The sequence below is a fragment of the Streptomyces sp. NPDC111744 genome, from assembly GCF_055634995.1.
The window spans coordinates 573,511-597,173 of sequence record NZ_JBVKCG010000002.1 but is presented as its reverse complement, the minus strand read 5'-3'; the positions used below and the strand labels follow the sequence as shown (position 1 = coordinate 597,173).

Below are 23,663 nucleotides of genomic sequence, written 5' to 3'. Positions count from 1 at the left end.
GCCGGGCGACTGATGAGTCATGCAGAAGGATCAGTTGTTCACCCGGCGCCGGCTGCTGCTCGCCGGTGCCGCCGCTCTCGGGGCCGCGGGTACCGCGGGAATCGTGCTGGCGAGCGACGGCGAGGAGGCGGCGGGCACAGTCGCCCCGGCCGCCGGCCCGCCGGCCCGCCAGACGCTCAAGTCCTCCGCCTTCCGGCTCCAGCCGCTCACCGGCTACGGCCCGCCGCCCACCGAGCCGCGCAAGCTCAAGGTCCGCAAGGAACCCATCCTGCAGATCTCCGGACGAGGCAGGCGCATGATGCTCACCTTCGACGACGGGCCGAACCCGGCCTACACCCCGCACATCCTGGACACCCTCGCCAAGTACGACGTGCGCGCGATGTTCTTCCTGTGCGGGGAATGCATCGTCCAGAACCGGGAGCTGGTGGCGCGCATGGCCGCCGCGGGCCATGTGGTGGGCAACCACACCTGGACGCATCCGCTGCTGACCACCATGAAGCGCCGGGAGATCCGCGACGAGATGGAGAGCACCAGTGACGCCATCGAGGACACCTACGGCGAACGCCCCCAGTGGTTCCGCGCCCCCTACGGTGCATGGAACCGCGCGGCCTTCCAACTCGGCGCCGAGATGGGGATGGAGCCCATGGCGTGGACCGTCGACAGTACCGACTGGACGACCCCGGGCACCCGCACCATCGTCGACACGATCGAGAAGGGCGCCGCCCCCGGCGTCGTGGTCCTCTCCCACGACGCCGGGGGCGACCGCTCGCAGAGCGTCCAGGCCCTGCGCGAGTATCTGCCCTATCTGCTGGACAACGGATACCACCTGACGGTGCCGCGCCGCCGGACCTGAATTGGGTTCGGCCCGTCGCCGCGAACGGGCGTTCGCCCGCCCGGCCGGGGCCGCCTCAGCGGGCCTCGACCAGGCGGGCGAAGACCACGACGTTCCCGTCGTAACCGTTCTGCTTCGAGAAACCGCCGCCGCAGGTGATGACCCGCAACTCCGGTGTGCCCTTGGAACCGTAGACCCGGTCGCCGGGGAAGTCGGCCTTCGCGAAGACCTCGATGCCGTAGATCTCGAACACCGCGGTCTTTCCGTCGGTGCGCTCGATCTCGACCCGGTTTCCCTTCTTCAGGGAACCGAGTCCGTAGAACACCGCGGGGCCCTTGGAGTTGTCGACATGACCGACGATCACGGACGTGCCCTTCTCGCCGGGCGAGACGCCCCCGGTGAACCAGCCGGCCAGATTCGGATCGTCCGGCGGCGGCGCGGCGACCCAGCCGTCCGCGTCCAGCCCCACCGGCATCACGGGCGCGTCGACCCGGATAGCGGGGATCCTGATCCGGTCCGCCGCCGCGTACGGCAGTGCGTCGGGCGCGGTGGCGAAGGTGTCCGGGAGCGCGCTACGGGTGTCCGGGGCGGCGGCCGAGGCCGGCTGCGGCGGACCGACGTCGAACTCCCCGGAACCGTTCCGGATGAGCGCCAGACCGGTCAGCAGAACAAGCGCTATCACGCCCCAGGGGGCACGCTTGCGCCGCCGCTCCTCCTCTTCGGCCTCTTCGGCCAGCTCGGAAAGTTCGGACGCAGACATTCGCCATCCCCTCTCGACGCGGCCGCTGCGATCTCCGTATCGCCTATGGGAAAACGCTAAGTCCCGCGCGCGCGAGCGGCGACGGGGCCACGGGCGAACGGGTGGCCCGGGCGTATTCCGGTGCGCCATCCGAGTTGCCGTTCTCAGGATTTTTCTGACGGTCCGTGACCTGCAGCAATATCCGATTGTGTGCTTTTCGCTCGGCGTGTCCACTCACCAGGACGGACCATTCTCGAAATGCGGGCGTGTTCAATACATCTGAGGGTCTGTTCGGGAGGTGCTTTCTCGCCGATCGACCGGGGACGGTTCCCGGGGCGCCTTCCGCGGAGGAAGAGATGCGAAACTCACGTGCCCTCGCGGCAGCGTGCACGGTGGTCGCCGTGCTCGGAGCCGCCGCCCCCATGGCCGTCGCGGACGGCATGGGCAACGGCGGCGGCCCGGCCAACACCCAAGCCCCGGTCGTCGGCGGGGTGGGCGTCGCTCCCGGGACCGGCGTCGCCCCCGGCGTCGGTGTCGCCCCCGGAGTCGGTGTCGCCCCAGGCGTCGCGGTCCCCGGAGTCGTCGTCCCCGGGTACGGCGTAGGCGGAATCGGCCGGGGCAGGGACGGCTTCGGCGGCCGAGGCGGGGACGGCTTCGGTGGGCGGGGCGGTGACGGGCGTGGTGGTGAGGGGTTCGGCGGCGGACGTGGTGGTGAGGGGTTCGGCGGCGGACGTGGTGGTGAGGGGTTCGGCGGCGGACGTGGTGGTGAGGGGTTCGGCGGCGGACGTGGCGATGACGGGTTCGACGACGGATTCGGCGGCCGAGGGGACGACGGGCGCTTCGACGACGGATTCGGCGGCCGGGGCAACGGGGTGCGCAACATCGTCGCCCAGCCCAGAGCGATCACGAGCGGCGCCCGCCTCACCGTCACCGTCGACGGCTGCCGCCGCGGTGTCATGACCTCCCGTGCCTTCCGGACGACCGAGCTGTTCCCGTTCGGCGGCGACATGGCGCGCGGTGTCGCCACCATCGACCGGGACGCCCGCCCCGGCCCGTACGACCTGACCGTCCGCTGCGACGGACGGACCCTGACCCGGCCGTCCGCGTTCTTCGTGCTCGGTGGGGTCCGGGGCGGCGTCGGCGGCAGCGTCTCCAGTGGGGCCACCCGGGCCGACATGGCGATCGGCGGTGGGCTGGTGGGCGCGGCCGTGCTCGCCGGCTGCGGGTTCTGGCTGCGCCGTCGGCACGAGAAGCGGCTCTGACCCGTGCGGGCCGTCTTCGCCCCGGTCCCGCAGGGCCGGGGCGAAGACCTGCGCGGTCAGGTGGCGAGCCGGGAGGCGATCAGGCACCGTCCGTACCGCCCTCGCCGGCCCGTCGGCGTGCGATGTGGTACGCCGTGCCTATCGAGCCCACGACGAGCGCGGCGCCGAGGCCGATCTCCTTCGGATCGAACCCGCCGGCGCTGCCGCCCGCACCTGCCCGCACACCCCGCTCGGGCGGGAGAGGCTGCGGGTTGAGCTCCTCACGCCCGCCGGTGCCGCTGTCCGATTGCCGGTCGACAACGTCGTGCGTACCGCTGTCGGTACGGCCGTCTGTGCGTTCGTCGGCCTCGCTGTCCGTGCGTCCGTCGGAGTGGCCATCTGCAAGGCCGTCGGTGTGGCCGTCGGACCGGCCCTCCGTGCGGTCGCCGTCCGTACCGCCGTCACCATGCCCCTGCGACTGGCCGGCCGCGATGCTGAGTTGGGTCGATCCCCTCGTCCCGTCGCAGTCGAAGGTCACCCGGTACGAGGCCCGTGTTCTCGCGTCCCGGTGGACCGTGGCCGCCACCGAGTCCCGTCCCTCCGGGATCCGGACCGTGTCGAACACGTCCGAGCTGACCGTCGCGGCGCCCCGGCAGCCTTCGGCGCGGTTCAGTTGCAGGCTGATCCGGCCGCCGGCCGACACGGTGGACGGCGTGACGTGGAGGCCGAAGGAGGTGTGCTGGCCGCTGTCACGGCCCCCGTCGCCCTCGTCGTCCGTGAGGGCGGCCGGAGCGCCGAGGACGAGGGCGCCGACGCCGAGCAGTGCGGCCGAAGCGACGCGTATGGCGTGCATGGTGGTTCCTCCGGATCTCCGAGGAGCTGCCGGCGGATCTGTTCCGCTCGTGCCGGAAACGCACCTCGATGATCGGAACGCTAGGAACATCCGTACACCCGCGCGAACGCAGTAGCGCGAACGGGGGAGGCGAGCGGGCCGACCGGGGGATGTGGATACGGCACCCGGGGGACATGCGCGGCGTGGCGTGACGCGTTGTCCCCCGGGTGCCTCCGGCTTTCGGGTCACCTAACCCCTGATGTGCGGGAAGAGGTTCAGGAAGGGCAGCGCCGTCGCTGTGATGCCCCGGCTGTAGGGCTCGTCGAAGTCCCAGATGAGGAACAGCATGAAGGCGATCGTCGCGGAGAACAGCCCCGCCAGGATCAGCTCGCGCCGGGTGCGCCTGATCTGCAGGGCGAAGACCATGCCGATGGTGACCGCGGCTCCGGTCAGCAGCCCGAACCACACCACGTTCGGCATGGTGGCCCCGGTCGAGTCGGCCCGGGCGCTGCGTGACTGGTCGAGAGCGGCCACCTGGTCCACCAGCGGCTGGTAGGCCTGGGCCTGGAAGTCGCTCTTCGGCTGGTAGTCGGTGACGTCCTGGCGGATCTTCGCAAGCAGGTCGGCGCCTTGCTGGGTGAGACGGCCGTGATCCGCCATCTCCTTCCACTCCTTGCCGACGACCTGCTGGGCGTAGGCCTCGACGTCCGCCCGGATCCGGTCACGGGCGTCGGGCGGATACACCCGTACCCGTTCGTAGATCTCGTGCAGCGCCTGCGCCTCCGCCTGCACATGGTCCTGGGCGGCGCTGCGGGCCTCCCACACACCGGCCACCGCCAGACCGAGGACGATGGCGTAGATGACGCCGATCCACATGGTCATGTACTCGATGACGTCCGGCGTCTCGGAGGGATCCTCGTCCTCCGCCGCCCTCTTGTGCCGTACGAGGGTGATGATGACCACCACGGCACAGGCCGCGAGCATCGCGAGGACGAGAACAAGCCAATCCGGCAACGGAAGCCTCCAGGAGTGAGCGGGCCGGCCGTCAGCGCGCGCGGAACGCGGCGATGGCGACGATGGCGGGTACGGCGATGAGCAGGACATAGGTGACCGGAGAGGTGCGGTTCGGCGCCGTCGTGCCGGTCGACTGGATGCGGTACGGCGGGTAGGTCACCGGGGTCGGTGAGGGCCGCGGGGTGGGCTTCGGCGACGGGGCCGGGGTGGGCGTCGGCCTCGGCTTGGGCTGGGGAGCCGGTGGCGGGGTGGGCGCCGGCTTCGGGGCCGGCGCCCGCCGGGGCGGCGGCGGTGGTGCCGGGGCCGGCGGGGTGGGGGGCGGTGGTTTCGGGGTGGGCTTTGGTGTGGGTTTGGGGGTGGGGGTCGGTCTCGGAGTCGGCGTGGGCGTCGGAGTGGGGGTTGGCGTCGGTGTGGGGCAAGGGGGCGGTGTGGGGGGCGGGCAGGGTGGGGGAGTGGGCCAGGAGCCGCCGGCCACGGCCACCGCGTGAGTGCCGTCGGGGCCCGTCGAGGCGTAGGCGCAGGCGTCGGCCGACGCCGTGCCGACCGGGCAGCCCACCAGGGTCCACGTGAGTGTCAGCAAGGCCAACACTCGGGGGACGGGCGCGAGTCGGGTCACTTCGGGTGCATGCACGACCGAGATCATGAGGCGTCGGGTGCCGTCGCACGCCGGAGTGCGGAGGGATTGGCCCGAACGGGGGATATGTACCGTAAACCGGTTTGAATCACATCGGTCGGCGATTGGCTCGAAGCGTATGCCCGTGCGGGACGCGGGCCGGGGGTACGGCGTCCCGAAAGAAATTTGTGCGGCTGTTGAACACTTCGGCCCCCGGCATCCGTACCTGGTGGCGTGCGGCGGCGCACAGGCGCTGCAATATCCAGGCGATTATGGGGAGTTGAAGATGAAGACCTCCTGGAGGAGCGCCTCTCTGGTGGCCACGGCCGCAGGCGTGCTGGCGTTGACGACGGGGTGTGGTCAGGACAATGTGACCACTCCGTCCTCGGCGGCCCAGAACGTGGGTGCCACGGCTCCGGCCGGTGTCGGCAGCGTTGGCAGTGTGACCACCCCCTCCACCGGTGCGGGCAACGGTTACGGCGCGGACGGCAGTCAGGCTTCCAGTTCTCCGGCCACGGTCCAGCCCGTGGGCAAGCTGACCGTTGCCAGCAACCCGGATCTGGGCAAGGTGCTGACCGACGGCAGCGGCCTCGCCCTCTACCGATTCGACGCGGACACCGCCAATCCCCCCAAGTCGAACTGCGACGGCGACTGCGCCACCACCTGGCCGCCGGTGCCCGCCGGCGACGCCGCGGCCGGCGAGGGCATCGACAAGGCACTGCTCGGCGAGGTCACCCGCACCGACGGCACCAAGCAACTGACTGTCGGCGGCTGGCCGGTGTACCGCTACGCCAAGGACGTCAACGCCGGTGACGTGAACGGCCAGGGTGTGGGCGGCAAGTGGTTCGCGCTGGCCCCCGACGGCAAGAAGGCCACCCTGGCCGACCTGCCCGGCCTGTCCGTCCGCAAGGACGCCAAGCTCGGTGACATCGTCGTCGACAAGAACGGCATGACGGTCTACCGCTTCATCAAGGACAAGGCATGGCCCAAGTCCGTCTCGAACTGCACCGGAGACTGCCTGGCGAAGTGGCCGGCCGTCGCGGAGGTCGCCGCCAACGACACCAAGGGCATCCAGAAGAAGGGCCTGATGGGCTTCACCCGGTCCGACAACGGCCAGAAGCAGATGACGGTCAACTGCTGGCCGATCTACACCTTCTCCGGTGACTCGAAGGCCGGGGACACCAACGGGCAGGGCGTCGGCGGCACTTGGTACGCCGTCTCGCCCGAAGGAAAGCTGGTCGGCGCGCCGAGCCAGTAAGGGACCACCTCCCCAGGGCTGATCGCCCCACCCGAGTCCACATTCGACCACCCGCCCCCTCCGGACCGCACGGAGGGGGCGGGTTCCTGTGCTTTCCGGCGCACCCGCATGTGCTGTTCATCGCACCCCCAACCGGCGGAATGCCCGAACACCCCCAAAGCGCACGCCGAATTCCCAGGTGGTGACCGGGAACGGATGGTCAATTTCCGGTTCCACTCGCCCAGTTCGCAGGCGATCAGTAGCCTCTGCTCGAACACCGGATCGCCTCAGCCTTGGAGAGATACATGGAGCGTCCCGCCTGGGCCCCACGGAGCATCGACATCTCGGTGCCGAGCGTTTCGCGTATCTACGACTACTACCTGGGCGGTTCGCACAACTTCGAGGTCGACCGGGAAGCGGCCCGCAAGGCCATGACGCACATGCCGGGCCTGCCGAAGATCATGCAGGCCAACCGCGCCTTCATGCGCCGTGCCGTCCGCTTCGCCGTGGCCGCCGGCATCGAGCAGTTCCTGGACATCGGCTCCGGCATCCCCACTTTCGGCAACGTCCACGAGGTGGCGCAGACGGCGCACCCCGGCGCACACGTGGTGTATGTCGACCACGACCCGGTGGCCGTGGCCCACAGCCAGACCGTGCTCACGGGCAACGACGAGGCGGACGTGGTCGCCGCGGACCTCCGCAAGCCACAGGAGATCCTGTCGAGCCCTCAGGTTGGGCGCCTCATCGACCTGAATCGGCCAGTGGCCTTGCTCCTCGTTGCCATACTGCACTTCGTGGAAGACGCGGACGACCCCTACGGGGCAGTGGCACAGCTGCGCGAGGCACTCGCGCCCGGCAGCCTGCTGATCCTCACCCATGCCTCGTACGAGGGAATCCCGCTGCCACCCGAGCGGGCCGAGAGCGCGGTGGACGTATACAGGGACATTCGCAACCCGCTCATCATGCGCTCGCGCGACGAGATCGCCAGGTTCTTCGAGGGGTACGACATGGTGGAACCCGGACTGGTGCCGATGCCGCACTGGCGGCCGGAGTCGGTGCCGGAGGACGAGGATCCGTATGCCTTCTCCGGATTCGCCGGCGTGGGGATCGCGGCGTGATCGCGGAGCCGGACGGCCCGGAGGACAGACTGCGCCGGTTCGCGACGATCTGGAGCCGGGCGGTGTTCCCGGTGACCTCGACGTCCCTGACCCGGCCGGAGTTCGAGGAGCAACTCCTCCCGCTGGCCCGCCGGTTGTGCGAGGTGCTGCTGGCGCACGGCTTCGAGGCCGAGGAGGCCCGGCAGGTGGGCGCCGCGCTGATCGACGCGCACTGCACCGACCCCGAGGCGCTCACCCGCACCCTCGACTGCGTCGACGCCTATCTGGCCCTGTACTGCGGCGGGGACGGCCCCCAGGACGAGCTGCGGATGCGTTCCTCGCGGATCCAGCACGCGATGGCCGCCGGGTTCGCCCAGGCGCTGCGCGAGCGCACGCTGGCCGAGCAGGAGGCCATCGCGCAGGCCGCGTTGCGGGCCCAGGGCGTGGTCGCGCAGGCGCTGCACGCCAGCGAGGCCCGCTTCCGCGCCGTCTTCGAGGGCGCGGCGATAGGAATCGGCATCGCCGACCTGGAGGGCAACGTCCTCCAGGTCAACGGTGCGCTGCTGCGGATGTTCGGCGGCTCCGAGCAGGCCGTGCGCGGCCGCAAGGTCATGGAGTGGGCGCATCCCGAGGACGCGCCCCAGACCTGGCGGCTCTACGAGGAGCTGGTGCGCGGAGACCGCGAGCACTACCACGTCGAGAAGGCGTTCAACCGCTCCGACGGAACGGTCCTGTGGACCAACCTGACCGTCTCCCTGCTCCGGGACGCCGACGGCGAACCGCAGTACCAGCTGGCCCTCATGGAGGACACCACCGAGCGCCGGCTGCTCAATCTGCGGCTGCGCTACGAGGCCACCCACGACGCGCTCACCGGCCTGCCCAACCGCACGCTGTTCTTCGAGCGCCTGGAGAAGGCCCTGGCCGCCGGTGACGGTCAGCGCTTCGGGCTGTGCTACCTCGACCTGGACGGCTTCAAGACCGTCAACGACAGCCTCGGCCACTCGGCCGGCGACCGGCTGCTGGTGGAGGTCGCCGACCGGCTGCAGTCCTGCGCGACCGCGCCCGGCGAGATGGTCGCCCGGCTCGGCGGCGACGAGTTCGTGGCGCTGACCACCGGACCGGCCACCCAACGCGAGGTCGACGACCTGGCCGACCGCATCATGAACGCCCTCATCACTCCGATCAGCATCGACGGCCGCGACCTCATGGTCCGGGGCTCCATCGGCATCGTCGAGGGACCGGCGGGCGAGCGCACCCCGGCCGAGGTGCTGCGCAGCGCCGACATCACGATGTACCGGGCCAAGTCGGCGGGCGGCAACCGTTCCGAACTGGCCGACCCGGAGGCCGACGCCCGCGCCATCACCCGGCACGGCCTCACCACCGCGCTCCCCGCGGCCCTGGACCGCAACGAGTTCTTCATCGAGTACCAGCCGCTGGTCCATCTCGGCGACGGCAGCGTGCGCGGCGCGGAGGCCCTGGTCCGCTGGCTGCACCCGCAGCACGGGGTCCTCGGCCCCGACCGGTTCATCCCGCTCGCCGAACACACCGGCCTGATCGTCCCGTTGGGCCGCTGGGTCCTGGAGGAATCCATCCGCCAGGCCCGCGAATGGCGAGAACGCTACGGCGAGCACACCATCGCCGGCCCGCTGCGCATCAACGTCAACCTGTCCCCGTGCCAGCTCACCCACCCCGGCCTGGTCCAGGACACGGTGGACATCCTGGAGCGGACCGGAGTGGCCCCCGAGGCCCTCTGCCTGGAGGTCACCGAGTCGGCCCTGATCGGCGCCGACGACGATCTCCTCAAACCGCTGCGCCGCCTCGCCGAGATGGGCGTCGACATCGCCCTGGACGACTTCGGGACGGGCTACTCCAACCTCGCCAACCTCCGCCGCCTCCCGGTGAGCATCCTCAAACTGGACCGCTCCTTCACCCAGAGCATGCAGCAGTTCCCGGCGGACCCGGTCGACCTCAAGATCGTGGAGGGCATCGTCTCCCTGGCCCACAGCCTGGACCTGGCGGTCACGGTGGAGGGCGTGGAGACGGGGGCCCAGGCGGAGCAACTCCGGATACTGGGCTGCGACACGGCCCAGGGCTGGTACTACGCCCGTCCGGGCCCACCGGAGCGCCTGCACGACCTGGCGCTGGTGGACGCCACGGGCTGACGACCCGGCGTCCTGTGGGCCCTCAGTCGAGGTGGAAGACCTCCTCGGCGGGGGCCCACCACTCGCCCTCGGCCACGGTCTCCAGCGGCTGCTGGCAGGGGTCGGTCAGGGCCCACCAGTCGCGTGTCACCGGGTCGGCGGCGATCCCCTCGGTGTCGGCGGCGTAGTCGCTGCCCGAGTACTCCAGGTAGCTGAAGAGCAGCCCGTCCCGCAGGAAGATCGAGTAGTTGCCGATGTGGGCACGCTTGAGGGCCGCCAGCACGCCCGGCCACGCGGCGGCGTGCAGTGCGCGGTACTCCGACTCCTTCTCCGGGCGCAACCGGATGACGGCGGCGAAGCGCTGCATCGGGCTCACCTTCCTTCCTGAGGGACAGCGGCGAAGAATCAGTTTCATCCAACGAGCAGGACGATAAGGATCTGATCCTTCCCGCGCAATGGTTACGAGAGATGTCACCTACGGGCGGTATTCCCCTGCCTCATCTGGCACTTGAAACCAGTTCTGTCCGGCATCTTCCCTCCGTGTAACACGGATGTCATAGTGACCACCGCCGATGAATCTGATTAATCCGAGCATCGATGAGGGGGTGCACCGTGGCCGATCCGTCACCGGTCTCCGACGGTCCCTACCGGCCGGGGTACGAACTGGTCGCCGAACAACTCCTGGAGTACATGGCCGAGCAGAACCTGCGACCGGGCGACCGGCTCCCCACGGAGGCGGGCCTGGCCGAGATCCTGGGAGCGTCCCGCAACGTTACGCGTGAGGCCGTCAAGGTCCTCGCCGCCATCGGCCGGCTGAGCGTGCGGCGGGGTGCCGGCATCTTCGTCGCGGAGGTGTCCGGCGGGCTGGTGGACGAACAGCTGTCGCACTTCCGGCCGACGAGCATGGAAGACGTGCTGATGCTGCTGGACTACCGCGCGGTGATCGAGTCGGAGACGGCCCGCCGGGCCGCCGGCCTCGCCACCCCCATCGAGGTCCGCGCCGTCCGGGAGGGCGCGCAGAACTCCCTGACGGCGGCCCAGCAGAACGACGGACATGCCTTCGCCCGGGCCGACGAGGTCTTCCACGACGCGGTGGGCGCGGCCTCGCACAACGTGTTCCTGCGGTCGAGCGTCGCCGGCGTACGGCGCCTCGCGTCCCAGTCCGACGTGCTGCTCTTCCACGGCGACGCCCCCGGCTCGCTAGAGGTCGCCGCACGGCAGCACCTCGCCATCGCAGAGGCGGTCGCCGCGGGGGAGGCCGATCTCGCGAGCGAGTTGATGGTGGAGCACATCACCACCACCCAGAGCCAGTTCGAGCGGAAGATCCGCGACCGGCTGTTCAACCTCGGCGACCGCGCCGCCCCCGGGGCACCGGCGCGGCCGTCGGCGGACAGCGGTCCCGGGGACTCCGGGCTGCCCCCGCAGACGTCGGTGTCGTAGACCGGCGGCGTGCCTGTGCCGCGCGGCACAGGCACCGCGCCGACCGGCACCCCAGGAACCGGGCGGACGACCTGTTTCCCGCGCCCCCAAATCCCCCCAGGCGATTGGATCTCCGTGTCTCTTCTGTCTGAACGCAGAGGCCGAGCCGTGCCCCTGCCGAGAGTCCTCGTAGCCGCCGTGTCCCTTGCCCTGGCGGCGGTCCCGCTGACCGTCACCTCGGCCCGGGCCGCCGCCAGGCCGTCCGGCCTCACCGTCTACGTCTCCCCGGCCGGCGAGGACACCGGCCGCGGCACCGCGCAACACCCGTTCAGGACGCTGGAACACGCCCGGGACTACGTCCGCAAGGCCAAGGAGACGGTTGACGGCGACATCCACGTCCGGCTGCTGTCCGGCACGTACCGGCTGAGCCGTACCTTCGCCCTCACCGCCCAGGACTCCGGCCGGGACGGGCAGCGGGTCGTCTACGAAGCCGCGCCCGGCGCGCACCCGGTGGTCAGCGGCGGCAAGCAGGTCACCGGCTGGACCAGGGCCGACGCCGACGGCAAGGTCTACAAGGCGAAGCTGACCGGCCTCGACACCCGTCAGCTCTATGTCAACGGCGAGTCGAAGACCCGCGCCCGCAGCGGGAAGAACCCCTCCGGCTTCAGCAAGACGGCCACCGGCTACACCTTCACCGACACCGGCATCAGCACCTACAAGCACCCCGCGGACCTCGAAGTCGTCAGCTCCTGGGGCTGGAAGCTGATGCGCTGCCCCGTGGAGTCGGTCGCCGGCACCACGATGACGATGCGGCAGCCGTGCTGGCACAACGCCAACCTCCAGCAGGGCCAGGAGATCCAGAACCCGACCTGGCTGGAGAACGCACGCGAGCTGCTGGACAGCCCGGGGGAGTGGTACCTGGACAAGAGCGCCGGCGAGATCTACTACATGCCCGAGCAGGGCGAGAACATGAAGACCGCGGACGTCACCGTCCCCGTCGTGCAGGACCTGGTGGACCTGAACGGCACCCGTGACCAACCCGTCGCCGACGTGTCCTTCCAGGGCATCACCTTCTCCTACTCCACCTGGCTCGAACCGAGTTCGGCCGACGGGCTCATCGAGGGCCAGGCCGGCTTCCGGATGGTCGGCGACGACAACCCGACCTTCGACTCCACACGCCTGAACTGGAAGAAGACCCCCGGAGCCGTCAACGTCAGCCACGGCCAGGGCATCGAGTTCACCGGCAACACCTTCACGCACCTCGGCGCCGTCGGCCTGAACCTGAACACCGGCACCCAGCACACCACCATCACCGGCAACGTCTTCCGCCAGATCGCCGCGACCGGCATCCAGATCGGCGGAGTCACCTGGGGCGACGCCCACCCCGACGACCCCCGTGACATCACGAAGGACACCCTGGTCGATGACAACGTGGTCACCAAGGTCGCCGACCAGTACAACGGCTCGCTGGGCATCCTGGCCGGCTACACCGACTCCACGCTGATCACCCACAACAAGGTCCACGACCTGCCCTACAGCGGCATCTCCGTCGGCTGGGGCTGGGGCCTGACCGACCAGGGCGGCAACTCCGCCTACCCGAACAACGCGGGTGTCCCGGTCTCCGACACCCCGACCATCAGCCGTGACAACGTCGTCAGCGACAACGAGATCAGCGACATCATGAAGTCGCAGGCCGACGGCGGAGCGGTCTACACGCTCAGCAGCGACCCCGGCGGCAAGGTCACCGGCAACTACATCCACGGCGTCCCGGCCCCCGCCTACGGCGCCGTCTACCACGACGAGGGCAGCCGGCACTGGGAGAACACCGGCAACGCGTTCTGCGACGTCGCCTTCCAGTGGCTGCTGATGAACCACGCCCAGGACAACACGGCCCGGGGCAACTACACGACCCAACCCGCCTTCAGCGTCCAGTACCTGAGCCAGAACAACGAGGTGGGCGGCAACATCACCGTCGGGTCCTGCGACCAACTGCCCGCCTCGATCGTGAACAACGCCGGCCTGGAGAAGGCGTACCAGCATCTCGATCCGGGCCCCGCGGTCACCGACCACCAGGCGCCCGCCGCCCCCGGCGGCCTCACCTCGGTCGCCGACTTCCCGACCGTCGCCGACCTCAGCTGGACCGCCGCCACGGACGACATCGGGGTCACCGGATACTCGGTCTTCCAGGACGGCAAGCTGGTCAACGCCTCCGGTAGGACCTCCGTACGCCTCTCCGGTCTGACGGCGGGACAGACCTACACCTTCACCGTCACCGCCCGCGACGCGGCCGGCAACGAGTCGAGGCCGAGTCAGTCCCTCACGGTCACCATGCCCGACGGCTCGGACCTGGCGCTGAGGAAGCCGGTCACCGCGTCCTCCGACTCCGAGGGCAACGTGCCCGCGAAGGCGGTCGACGGTGACCTGTCGACGCGCTGGGCGCAGGGCCTCGGCCTGCCCGACCCGTCCTGGATCCAGGTCGACCTCGGGGCGTCGTACGACGTGAGCGGCGCGATCACCACCTTCGAGAAGAGCAGCGGCTACAAGTACCGCGTCGAGGTCTCGCCCGACGAGGTCCACTGGCAGACCCTCGCGGACCAGACCTCCGGCAACACCACCGCGCAGACCGACTACGCCCACACCGACACCCCGGTGGCCGGCCGCTTCGTACGGCTGACCGTCACCGGCTCCAGCGGCAACGGCGGCAGCATCTACGACTTCCAGGTCTACGGCACCGCCCGGGCCCCCGGCTCGGACCACACGGCCCCCACCAGCCCCGGACAGCCCACCGTGAAGCCGCTGCTGCCCAGCCTGGTGGACGTCAGCTGGCCCGCCGCCACCGACGACACCGGGGTGACCAGCTACGTCGTCTACCAGGACGGCACGCGGATCGGGGTCACCGGCGACACGAACTACCGGGTCTCGGGCCTGAAGCCCGGGACGAAGTACTCCTTCACCGTCGTGGCCCGCGACGCCGAGCTGAACAGCTCCGACCCCGGCCCGGCCGCCGAGGTGACCACCCCGCCCGACGACGACCTGGCCCTGGACAAGACGGCGACGGCGTCCTCCGACTCGGAGGGAAACGTTCCCGCGAAGGCGGTCGACGGTGACCTGTCGACGCGCTGGGCGCAGGGCCTCGGCCTGCCCGACCCGTCCTGGCTCCAGGTGGACCTCGGCAAGGACACCAGCGTCTCCGCCGTGGTCACCACCTTCGAGAAGGCGAGCGGCTACCAGTACCGCCTGGAGTACTCCGCCGACGGCGAGAACTGGTCGACCTTCGAGGACCACACCGCGGACAACACCGTCACGCAGACCAACTACTCCTTCGCCGACGAGCCCGTCACCGCCCGCTATCTGCGACTGACCGTCACCGGCTCCAGCTGGAACGGCGGCAGCGTCTACGAACTCCAGGCGTACGGCGGCTTCTGAGCAGTCAGCCGAAGAGCCGTCCCCGCACCCACAGAGACGAAAGCCAGGATGAAGATCACCCATGTCGAAGTACACCGGATCGACGTTCCGGCGGCCAGCCCGCCCTTCCGCTGGCGGGACGGTCTGAACGGCAGCGCTCCGGTCGGCGACGGCGCGGTGTTGCGCATCGGCACGGATGAGGGGGCCGAGGGAGTGGCCCTGTTCGCCCGCCCGGGCGCCTTCACCACGCTCACCGAGCTGGTGGACCGGGTCTTCCGCGAGGAACTGGTCGGGGCCGACCCGTTCCAGCGGGAGTGGCTCTGGCACCGGGTGTGGGAGCTGGACCGTATTCACGAACTCCCGCTCCCCACCCTGGGCCTGATCGACATCGCCCTGTGGGACCTGGCCGGCCGCCACCACGGCCAGCCGGTCTGGCGGCTGCTCGGCGGGTTCCGCGAATCCATTCCCGCCTACGCCTCGACGTCGACGTTCGCCACCACCGAGGAGTTCCTCGACGTCGCCGACCAGTGCCTGGACCTCGGCTACCGGGGCATCAAACTGCACGCCTGGGGCGACGCCCGCCGGGACGCCGCCCTCTGCCTGGCCCTACGGGAGCACGTCGGCCCGGACGTGCCCCTGATGTACGACGGATCGGCCGGCTTCGACCTGCCCGACGCGATCCGCCTCGGGCGGGCCCTCTCCGAGGCCGACTACCTCTGGTACGAGGAGCCGATGCGCGAGTTCAGCGTCTCCGCGTACCGGCAGCTCGCCGCGGCGGTCGACGTCCCGCTGCTGGTCGCCGAGACCTCCGACGGGGCCCACATGAACTCCGCCGACTTCATCCGGGCCGGCGCCGCCACCTTCGGGGTCCGGGCCGGCACCACCCTGCGGGGTGGCATCACCGGCGCCATGCGCACCGCCCACCTCGCCGACGCCTACCGGCTGCGCGCCGAGGTGCACGGTTCGGACATCCCCAACCACCACCTGTGCATGGCCATCTCCAACACCACCTACTACGAGTCCCTGGTCACTGCCACGACGGTCGTGCGTGAACGCCACGTGGACGCCCAGGGCCTGGTCCACGCCCCCACGGGACCCGGCATCGCCCTTCCCCTCGACTTCGGCTACGGCAGCGAACTCCTGCCGTTCGTCGAACAGCCGCGCTGACCGGCAAGAACAGAAAGGCAAGACGATGAGGTCTTCCGAGTCCCCGAGAGCGGGCCGACGCCGCTCCGCTCTGCGTACGGCGGCCGCCGCCCTCGCCCTGTCCACCGCGGCACTCCTGGCCGGCTGCGCCAGCGCCGACACCACCGCCCAGTCCTCCTCCGACCAGTCGACGTTCAAGCCGGCCACGCAGAAGGACGGCTCGCAGATCACGGTGTGGACGGACTCCACCCGCCTGCCGTCGGTGCAGAAGTACCAGAAGGCCCACCCGGACGTGAAGATGGACATCGTCACGTACGACGGCGGCGCCGACGGCTCGACGTACCTGCAGTCCAAGGTGCAGCTCTTCGACCGGACCGGCAGCGGCTGGCCGGACGTGGTCTTCGGCTCGCCCACCGACGTCACCTGGGCCTCGGAGCCGACCAAGCCCGGCGTGCAGCCGTTCGCCGCCCCGCTGGACGACAAGCTCGTCCCGCAACCCACGCTGGACCGCTTCGCCAAGGGCTCTCTGACACCCTGCCAGTTCAACGGCCACACGTACTGCCTGCGCAACGACATCGCGCAGGTCGTCCTCTGGTACAACAAGTCCCTCATGGACAAGTGGGGTTATCAGGTCCCCACCACGTGGGAGGAGTACGAGGCCCTCGGCAAGAAGGCGGCCAAGGAGCACCCCGGCTACCTCGTCGGCTCGGTCGGTGACACCAACTCCCACGAGTCGTACTTCTGGTCCGGCCAGTGCCCGGCGTTCGACCTGGTGAAGCCGGACACCCTGCGCACCGACCTCCAGGACCCGAACTGCACCCGCACGGCCAGGCTCCTGGACGACCTGATCGACGCCAAGGCCGTCACCACCAAGGGCTTCTTCAGCCAGGGCTTCGCCAAGGACAGCGGCGGCAAGGTCCTGATGGCGTACGGACCGTCCTGGTACGGCCAGTACCTCTTCAAGGCGGCCTTCAACACCCCGGCCAGGCAGATCGCCGCGGCGCCCCCGCTGACCTGGGCGGGGGAGACCAAGGCGGCCACCGGCAACGTCGGCGGCGGGGTCTGGATGGTGTCCTCGCACAGCGCCAACCTCAAGGCCTCCACGGACCTGGTCACCTGGCTGACCACGTCCGACGAGAACCAGGCGTCCGCGCCCACCTACCCCGCCTACACCAAGGCGGCCCAGGCGTGGCTGAAGAATCCCGCCAACAGCGACTACTTCGCCGCCGACGTCAGCGAGGCGTTCGAGCAGGCCGCCGACGAGGTGTGGACCGGCTGGTCGAACACCAAGTTCTCGGACGCCACCGCCTGGTCCAGTGTCGTCCTGCCCGCGCTGACCGCAGGAAAGAGCCTGACCGACACGCTACCGGCCTGGCAGAAGGAGATCGGCAACGAGGCGAAGGCACACGGATACAAGGTGGAGAACCAGTGACCCTGCTGGAGTCCGAGCGCGTCGCCGTCTCCCCGTTGCGCCGCGGCACCCCGCCGCGGCGCCGCGGCCGCGCGGGCTACTGGTTCGTCGCCGGCTACGCGCTGCTGCTGCTCGCCTTCGGCATCGTCCCGACCGCGTACTCCTTCTACCTGGCCCTCACCAACGACCGGGGCCAGTTCACCGGCCTGAACCAGTTCGTCAAGGTGGTCCAGGACTACCGCTTCGGGCCCGCTTTCACCCACATGCTGATCTACCTGCTGCTGTGGCTGGCCGCCCTGGTGGTCCTGGTCGTCCTGGTCGCGGTGATCCTGCGCGGTCGGGTCCGCCCCGGCACCTCCGCCCTCTTCCGCTTCCTCTACTACATCCCCGGCGCTCTCGCCGGCGTGGCCAGCGTCCTGGTCTGGCTGTTCATGCTGGATCCCGACGTCAGCCCGGTGTCCTGGCTGCTGAAGAGCATGGGCATGCAGACCTTCGCGGCCGTCCTCGCCCCCGCCAACCTGCCGTGGATCCTCATGCTCATCGCCTTCTGGACCGGCGCGGGCGGCTGGATGGTGGTGATGTACGGGGCGCTCAACAACATCCCCGACGAAGTCCTCGAAGCCGCCCGAATGGACGGCGCGGGCCCCTGGCGGACCGCCTGGCACATCCAGATCCCGATGATCCGGCAGTGGGTCGTCTACATGACCATCATGGCGTTCGCGACCGGCACCCAGTTGTTCGTCGAGCCCCAACTGCTCCAGACGGCCAGCCTCGGCCGGGTCAGCCCCACCTGGTCGCCCAACCAGCTCGCCTACGTGTACGCCTTCCAGCAGGGCGACTTCAACGGCGCCGCCGCCGTCTCCGTCGTCCTGCTCGCCGTTGGTGTCCTGGCCGCGGGTCTGCTGGTCGCCCGCTCGAACCTGTTCAAGTTGGATGAGTCATGACGCAATCAACTCTCTCCCCGGCAGCGGTGACCCGGCGCGTCGTCCGGCCGTCCCGAGCCCTTTCCTTCCTGGTCGTGGCCCTGCTGCTGGCCTTCCTGCTGGTGTTCTTCGTCCTCCCGGTGATCTGGTTGCTGCTCGCCCCGTCCAAGACGGCGGGGGAGGTGGTCCGGGACAATCCTTTGTCCTTCGGATCGTTCGGGCAGATCGGTGCGGCCTGGCACCATCTCTTCGCTTTCCAGGACGGCGCGATGCTCACCTGGCTGAAGAACTCGGCGATCTACTCCGGCGGTTCGCTCGTCCTCACCCTCGCCGTCAGCGTCCCGGCCGGCTACGCCCTGGCCCTGACGAAGTTCAGGGGCCGCAAGACGCTCCTCGTGATCACCCTGGTCACCATGATCATGCCGCAGGCCACCCTGGTGCTGCCGGTCTTCCTGGAACTCAACCGCTTCCACCTCATCGGCACCATCTGGTCGGTGATCCTGCCCTTCTCCTTCTACCCGTTCGGCGTGTACCTCGCGTACATCTACTTCGGCAGCAGCCTGCCCAGGGACCTGCTGTCGGCCGCACGGATCGACGGCTGCACCGAATGGCAGCTCTTCGCCCGCATCGCCCTACCGCTGGCGAAGCCGGTGATCGGCCTGGTCGCTTTCTTCAGCTTCGTAGGCAACTGGAACAACTTCTTCCTCCCCTACCTCGTCCTCCCGAACAGCAACGAGTTCCCGGTCCAGGTAGGCCTCAACCAACTCCTCACCTCCACCCCGTCGTTCAACCCGGTGGCAGGCGCGGGCCTGAACATCACGATCCCCGAACTGGCCCTGGCGATCATCATCGCGATCCTGCCGGTGCTGGTCCTTTTCCTCTTTTCTCAACGCACCTTGGTGTCAGGCATGCTGGCGGGATCGACGAAGGAGTGAGCGGTGCATCGAAAGGTGCTCGGGCTACAGCAGCGCCCCTTCAGGGGCGCGGGGCCGTATCAATATGCGGCTCGGCCGCGTGGGCGCGACCAGCCACGGCGAGCCAGCAGTCCCGAACGGCGATCAACCAGAACGGCGTCCATGGGCACTCTCACCTCTCCAGCAGCATCCTCTGCAGCTCCCGCGCCGCCCGAGGCGGAGCCACATCACTGCGGTGAGCCAACGCAATGGTCCGATGCAACCCCGGCCGAGCCAACGGAGTGACCCGCAATCCCCGTCCCGACCGAGCGGCCACCATCCGAGGCACCACGGCCACCCCCAGCCCCGCCCGTACAAACCCCAGCACCGCGTCCATCTCACCCCCCTCAACCGCGAAACCCGGCTCGAACCCGGCGGAGCGACACGCCGCGACGGTCAGCTCCCGCAGGTCGTACCCGTGCCGGAACATCACCAGCCGCTCCCCCTCCAGGTCGGAGATCCTCACCCCGCCCCGCCCCCGCCCGGGCACCGTCGCCTCGGGGGAGGACACCACCACCAGGTCCTCCCGCAACAGCTCGACCGTGGTCAGTGCGGGTGACGCCGGTGGCAGCGGCAGCACGATCAGCGCCAGATCCAGCGCCCCGCGCGCCAGCTCCCGTACGAGATCATGGGAGCCGCTCTCCTCGATCAGCAGCTGGATCCCCGGGTAGCGGTCGTGGAAGGAACGCAGCACGTCCGGCAGCAACCCGGTGCACAGACTCGGGGTCGCCCCCAGCCGCACCCGCCCGCTCCGCAGCTGCACCAGTTCCTGCACCTCGTGGCGGGCGGTGTCCGCGTCCGCGAGGATTCGCCGGGCCAGCGGCAGCAGCGCCTCGCCGGCGTCGGTCAGCGTGATGTTGCCCCGGGCCCGCAGGAACAGATCCGCCCCCAGCTCCCGCTCCAGTGCCTTGATCTGCTGGGACAGCGAGGGCTGGGCGACATGGACCAGCTCGGCGGCCCGGGTGAAGTGCCGGGTCTCGGCGACGGCGACAAAGTACTGAAGCTGCTGGAACTGCATGGTGACACGATAGCGTCTGGCTATGGAATCAAGCCGGACCATGTCTTGGACCGATCGGATCCTCGGGCTCTACCGTCCTGAGCATGGCTCTGGCAACGCGGACGGACCGACGGCCGTCCATGGCGCGCACGATGTGGGACAGCTCCGTCGGCAAGAAGACCGTGATGGCCGTCAGCGGCCTGATCATGCTGCTCTACCTGGTCGTGCACATGATCGGCAACCTGAAGATCTACTTCGGGGCGGGCGAGTTCAACCATTACGCCCACTGGCTGCGCACCATCGGCGAACCCTTCATGCACTACGAGTGGACGCTCTGGCTCATCCGCATCGTCCTGGTCGTCGCCGTGGTCGCCCACGCCACGTCCGCCTATCAGCTCAGCCGCCGTGACATCAAGGCGCGCCCCACCAAGTACGTGCACAGCAGGCCCCGGGCCAGCTACGCGACCCGCACCATGCGCTGGGGCGGGATCATCCTCGCCCTCTTCATCGTCTGGCACATCCTCGACCTGACCACCGGAACCGTGCACTCCGGCGGCTTCCAGGAGGGCCACCCGTACCAGAACGTCGTGGACACCTTCTCCACCTGGTACGGCAACGTGATCTACATCGTCGCGATGCTCGCGCTCGGCCTGCACGTCCGGCACGGCTTCTGGAGCGCCGCCCAGACCCTCGGCGTCGGCAGCCGCACCCGCGACCGCGCCCTCAAGGCCACGGCCGACGTCCTCGCGCTGCTGCTCACGGCCGGTTTCATCGCCGTGCCCGTGGGTGTTATGACCGGAGTGGTGAGCTGAACATGACCGACTATGTCAACTACACGACCGGCGAAGCCGTCGCCGACGGCAAGGCCCCTTCCGGACCGATCAACGAACGCTGGGACAAGCGCCGTTTCGAGGCCAAGCTGGTCAACCCCGCCAACCGGCGCAAGCACACCGTGATCGTCGTCGGCACCGGCCTCGCCGGCGGCTCCGCCGGTGCCACCCTCGCCGAACAGGGCTACCACGTCGTCCAGTTCTGCTACCAGGACTCCCCGCGCCGCGCCCACTCCATCGCCGCGCAGGGCGGTATCAACGCGGCGAAGAACTACCGCAACGACGGCGACTCCATCCACCGGCTGTTCTACGACACCGTCAAGGGCGGTGACTTCCGGGCCCGCGAGTCCAACGTCCACCGGCTCGCGCAGATCTCCGTCGAGATCATCGACCAGTGCGTGGCGCAGGGCGTCCCGTTCGCACGGGAGTACGGCGGTCTGCTGGACACCCGGTCCTTCGGCGGTGTGCAGGTTTCGCGGACGTTCTACGCCCGTGGGCAAACCGGGCAGCAGCTGCTCCTTGGCGCCTACCAGGCGCTGAGCCGGCAGATCGCCGCCGGGAACGTGGAGATGCATCCGCGCACCGAGATGCTCGACCTGGTCGTGGTTGACGGGCGGGCGCGCGGGATCGTGGCCCGGGACCTGATCACGGGCAAGATCGACACGTACTTCGCGGACGCCGTCGTACTGGCGAGCGGTGGTTACGGCAACGTCTTCTACCTGTCGACGAACGCCATGAACTCCAACGCCACCGCCGTCTGGCGGGCGCACCGGCGCGGTGCCTACTTCGCCAACCCGTGCTTCACCCAGATCCACCCCACCTGCATCCCGCGCACCGGCGACCACCAGTCCAAGCTGACGCTGATGAGCGAGTCGCTGCGCAACGACGGACGGATCTGGGTGCCCAAGGCCAAGGGCGACACCCGGCCCGCGAACCAGATCCCCGAGGACGAGCGCGACTACTACCTCGAGCGCATCTACCCGTCCTTCGGCAACCTGGTTCCCCGCGACATCGCCTCGCGCGCAGCGAAGAACGTCTGCGACGAGGGACGGGGCGTCGGGCCCGGCGGCCAGGGCGTCTATCTCGACTTCGCCGACGCCATCGCGCGGATGGGGCGGAAAGCCGTCGAGGCCAAGTACGGCAACCTCTTCGACATGTACCAGCGGATCACCGACGAGGATCCGTACCAGGTGCCGATGCGGATCTATCCCGCCGTGCACTACACCATGGGCGGGCTGTGGGTCGACTACGACCTGCAGACCACCGTCCCCGGGCTGTTCGCGGTCGGCGAGGCCAACTTCTCCGACCACGGCGCGAACCGGCTCGGCGCGAGTGCGCTGATGCAGGGCTTGGCCGACGGCTACTTCGTACTGCCGGCCACCATCAACGACTACCTCGCCCGCAACCCCCACCAGGAGGCGGTGACGGTCGAACACCCCGTCGTACAGGAGGTGCTGGCCGAGACGGAGGACCGGCTGAACCTGCTGCTGTCCGTCGACGGCGACCGTACGCCCGACTCCTTCCACCGTGAACTCGGTGAGCTGATGTGGGAGTTCTGCGGTATGGCCCGGACGGACACGGGGCTGCGCAAGGCACTCGAGCGGATCCCGCAGATTCGCGAGGAGTTCTGGCGGCGCATCAAGGTGCCTGGGACCGGTGCGGAGTTCAACCAGTCCCTGGAGAAGGCCAACCGCATCGTCGACTACCTGGAGCTGGCCGAGCTGATGTGCCTCGACGCGCTGCACCGCGCCGAGTCCTGCGGCGGTCACTTCCGCGAGGAGTCCCAGACGCCGGACGGCGAAGCCGCCCGCAAGGACGAGGAGTTCGCCTACGCGGCCGCCTGGGAGTTCACCGGCACCGGGGACGCCCCGGTGCTGCACAAGGAAGACCTGGTCTTCGAGTACGTACACCCCACCCAGCGGAGCTACGCATGAAGCTCACCCTGCGCGTCTGGCGGCAACGCAACGCCGACGCCGACGGCGCCATGTCCACGTACGAGGTGGACGGGATCTCCTCCGACATGTCGTTCCTGGAGATGCTCGACACGCTCAACGAGGAGCTCATCCTTCGGGGCGAGGACCCGGTCGCCTTCGACCACGACTGCCGTGAGGGGATCTGCGGCGCGTGTTCCCTGGTGATCAACGGGGACGCGCACGGTCCGGAGCGGACCACCACCTGCCAGCTGCACATGCGGTCCTTCAAGGACGGCGACACGATCGACATCGAGCCGTGGCGGGCGTCCGCCTTCCCGGTGATCAAGGACCTGGTGGTCGACCGGACCGCGTTCGACCGGATCATCCAGGCCGGCGGTTACATCACCGCGCCGACCGGGTCCGCGCCGGAGGCGCACGCCACGGCGGTGCCGAAGGCCGACGCCGACTTCGCGTTCGAGCACGCGGAGTGCATCGGGTGCGGGGCGTGTGTGGCGGCCTGCCCCAACGGGGCGGCGATGCTGTTCACCTCCGCCAAGATCAACCATCTGAACGTGCTGCCCCAGGGGGCGCCCGAGCGGGAGACGCGGGTGCTGGACATGGTGGCGCAGATGGACGACGAGGGCTTCGGCGGCTGCACGCTGACGGGGGAGTGCGCGACGGCCTGCCCGAAGGGGATCCCGCTGGTGTCCATCACGAGCATGAACAAGGAGTGGTTGCGAGCCACCCGGAAGGCTGGGAAGCGGTAGCGCCGTAGGAGGCGCGTAAATGAACGTTCGCCGACTAGTGCGGACGGGCGGGGCCGGGGCTGGTGCTCCCCGGCCCCGTCTCGCCGTTCGCCAACCACCCCGCCAGGGGCGCGAAACGGCCCGGCCGGGTCACGGTAGCGTTGCTTCAGCGCG

20 protein-coding genes are annotated in these 23,663 nt (G+C 69.6%); 14 read left to right on the top strand and 6 right to left on the bottom strand.

Going from position 1 to position 23,663, the window contains the following annotated elements; all coding sequences use genetic code 11:
- Window positions 1-19: 19 nt before the first annotated feature.
- Window positions 20-853, top strand: coding sequence for a polysaccharide deacetylase family protein (locus ACZ7OO_RS06850; RefSeq protein ID WP_352221296.1), 834 nt, complete (start codon window positions 20-22; stop codon window positions 851-853).
- Between the two features lie 55 nt (window positions 854-908).
- Here the strand turns inward: ACZ7OO_RS06850 and ACZ7OO_RS06845 are convergent, their stop codons facing one another.
- Entirely contained in the window at window positions 909-1,592 is a 684-nt protein-coding gene (locus tag ACZ7OO_RS06845) for a class F sortase (RefSeq protein ID WP_471502177.1), read from the bottom strand.
- Window positions 1,593-1,927: 335 nt separating this feature from the next.
- Here ACZ7OO_RS06845 and ACZ7OO_RS06840 point away from each other — a divergent pair, with 335 nt between their 5' ends.
- Window positions 1,928-2,833, top strand: a complete 906-nt coding sequence (locus ACZ7OO_RS06840) for a hypothetical protein (protein ID WP_471502175.1) — start codon at window positions 1,928-1,930, stop codon at window positions 2,831-2,833.
- A gap of 79 nt (window positions 2,834-2,912) precedes the next feature.
- Here the strand turns inward: ACZ7OO_RS06840 and ACZ7OO_RS06835 are convergent, their stop codons facing one another.
- The 3 genes from ACZ7OO_RS06835 to ACZ7OO_RS06825 all read right to left on the bottom strand — a co-directional run bounded on the left by ACZ7OO_RS06835 (window position 2,913) and on the right by ACZ7OO_RS06825 (window position 4,818).
- Window positions 2,913-3,665, bottom strand: a complete 753-nt coding sequence (locus ACZ7OO_RS06835; RefSeq protein ID WP_471502173.1) for a hypothetical protein — start codon at window positions 3,663-3,665, stop codon at window positions 2,913-2,915.
- 228 nt (window positions 3,666-3,893) lie between these two features.
- Window positions 3,894-4,658, bottom strand: a complete 765-nt coding sequence (locus ACZ7OO_RS06830; protein WP_471502171.1) for a bestrophin-like domain — start codon at window positions 4,656-4,658, stop codon at window positions 3,894-3,896.
- Between the two features lie 31 nt (window positions 4,659-4,689).
- Window positions 4,690-4,818 carry a hypothetical protein gene (locus ACZ7OO_RS06825; RefSeq protein ID WP_352221304.1) on the bottom strand — a complete coding sequence of 43 codons (129 nt, stop codon included), beginning with the start codon at window positions 4,816-4,818 and terminating at the stop codon, window positions 4,690-4,692.
- Window positions 4,819-5,557: 739 nt separating this feature from the next.
- On the opposite strand from ACZ7OO_RS06825, the gene ACZ7OO_RS06820 reads away from it, so the two are divergent.
- The 3 genes from ACZ7OO_RS06820 to ACZ7OO_RS06810 all read left to right on the top strand — a co-directional run bounded on the left by ACZ7OO_RS06820 (window position 5,558) and on the right by ACZ7OO_RS06810 (window position 9,767).
- Window positions 5,558-6,529 (top strand): SCO0930 family lipoprotein, encoded by a 972-nt coding sequence (locus ACZ7OO_RS06820; protein WP_471502169.1) that lies wholly within the window; start codon window positions 5,558-5,560, stop codon window positions 6,527-6,529.
- 284 nt (window positions 6,530-6,813) lie between these two features.
- Window positions 6,814-7,626, top strand: a complete 813-nt coding sequence (locus ACZ7OO_RS06815; protein WP_471502167.1) for an SAM-dependent methyltransferase — start codon at window positions 6,814-6,816, stop codon at window positions 7,624-7,626.
- On the top strand, window positions 7,623-9,767 hold the full coding sequence (locus ACZ7OO_RS06810) for a putative bifunctional diguanylate cyclase/phosphodiesterase (RefSeq protein ID WP_471502165.1): 2,145 nt from the start codon (window positions 7,623-7,625) through the stop codon (window positions 9,765-9,767). The genes ACZ7OO_RS06815 and ACZ7OO_RS06810 overlap by 4 nt, the downstream gene beginning before the upstream one ends.
- A 22-nt stretch (window positions 9,768-9,789) precedes the next feature.
- Here ACZ7OO_RS06810 and ACZ7OO_RS06805 read toward each other — a convergent pair whose 3' ends face one another.
- Window positions 9,790-10,113 carry an L-rhamnose mutarotase gene (locus tag ACZ7OO_RS06805; RefSeq protein ID WP_471502163.1) on the bottom strand — a complete coding sequence of 108 codons (324 nt, stop codon included), beginning with the start codon at window positions 10,111-10,113 and terminating at the stop codon, window positions 9,790-9,792.
- A 245-nt stretch (window positions 10,114-10,358) separates the two neighbouring features.
- Between ACZ7OO_RS06805 and ACZ7OO_RS06800 the strand changes: the two genes are divergently transcribed.
- The 6 genes from ACZ7OO_RS06800 (at window position 10,359) to ACZ7OO_RS06775 (ending at window position 18,985) form a co-directional block, all read left to right on the top strand.
- Entirely contained in the window at window positions 10,359-11,186 is an 828-nt protein-coding gene (locus ACZ7OO_RS06800) for a FadR/GntR family transcriptional regulator (RefSeq protein WP_471502161.1), read from the top strand.
- Window positions 11,187-11,363: 177 nt separating this feature from the next.
- Window positions 11,364-14,591, top strand: coding sequence for a discoidin domain-containing protein (locus ACZ7OO_RS06795; RefSeq protein WP_471502159.1), 3,228 nt, complete (start codon window positions 11,364-11,366; stop codon window positions 14,589-14,591).
- A gap of 48 nt (window positions 14,592-14,639) precedes the next feature.
- The gene (locus ACZ7OO_RS06790) at window positions 14,640-15,737 is read left to right on the top strand and encodes an enolase C-terminal domain-like protein (protein ID WP_471502157.1); all 1,098 of its coding nucleotides are present in this window, start codon (window positions 14,640-14,642) and stop codon (window positions 15,735-15,737) included.
- A gap of 25 nt (window positions 15,738-15,762) precedes the next feature.
- Entirely contained in the window at window positions 15,763-17,148 is a 1,386-nt protein-coding gene (locus tag ACZ7OO_RS06785; protein ID WP_471502155.1) for an ABC transporter substrate-binding protein, read from the top strand.
- Window positions 17,145-18,071: a carbohydrate ABC transporter permease gene (locus ACZ7OO_RS06780; protein ID WP_471502153.1), complete on the top strand. Its 927-nt coding sequence runs from the start codon at window positions 17,145-17,147 to the stop codon at window positions 18,069-18,071. Before ACZ7OO_RS06785 ends, ACZ7OO_RS06780 begins: the two co-directional genes overlap by 4 nt.
- Window positions 18,068-18,985, top strand: a complete 918-nt coding sequence (locus tag ACZ7OO_RS06775; protein ID WP_471502151.1) for a carbohydrate ABC transporter permease — start codon at window positions 18,068-18,070, stop codon at window positions 18,983-18,985. Before ACZ7OO_RS06780 ends, ACZ7OO_RS06775 begins: the two co-directional genes overlap by 4 nt.
- 151 nt (window positions 18,986-19,136) lie before the next feature.
- On the opposite strand, the gene ACZ7OO_RS06770 is transcribed toward ACZ7OO_RS06775, so the two are convergent.
- On the bottom strand, window positions 19,137-20,021 hold the full coding sequence (locus ACZ7OO_RS06770; protein WP_471502149.1) for a LysR family transcriptional regulator: 885 nt from the start codon (window positions 20,019-20,021) through the stop codon (window positions 19,137-19,139).
- Window positions 20,022-20,140: 119 nt separating this feature from the next.
- Here ACZ7OO_RS06770 and ACZ7OO_RS06765 point away from each other — a divergent pair, with 119 nt between their 5' ends.
- Genes ACZ7OO_RS06765 through ACZ7OO_RS06755 form a run of 3 tightly spaced genes read left to right on the top strand, consistent with a single transcriptional unit; the run spans window position 20,141 to window position 23,510 of the window.
- The gene (locus tag ACZ7OO_RS06765) at window positions 20,141-20,812 is read left to right on the top strand and encodes a succinate dehydrogenase (RefSeq protein WP_471502366.1); all 672 of its coding nucleotides are present in this window, start codon (window positions 20,141-20,143) and stop codon (window positions 20,810-20,812) included.
- A 2-nt stretch (window positions 20,813-20,814) separates the two neighbouring features.
- Window positions 20,815-22,764 (top strand): fumarate reductase/succinate dehydrogenase flavoprotein subunit, encoded by a 1,950-nt coding sequence (locus ACZ7OO_RS06760; protein ID WP_471502147.1) that lies wholly within the window; start codon window positions 20,815-20,817, stop codon window positions 22,762-22,764.
- Window positions 22,761-23,510 (top strand): succinate dehydrogenase/fumarate reductase iron-sulfur subunit, encoded by a 750-nt coding sequence (locus tag ACZ7OO_RS06755; RefSeq protein WP_352221311.1) that lies wholly within the window; start codon window positions 22,761-22,763, stop codon window positions 23,508-23,510. Before ACZ7OO_RS06760 ends, ACZ7OO_RS06755 begins: the two co-directional genes overlap by 4 nt.
- Window positions 23,511-23,663: the final 153 nt, after the last annotated feature.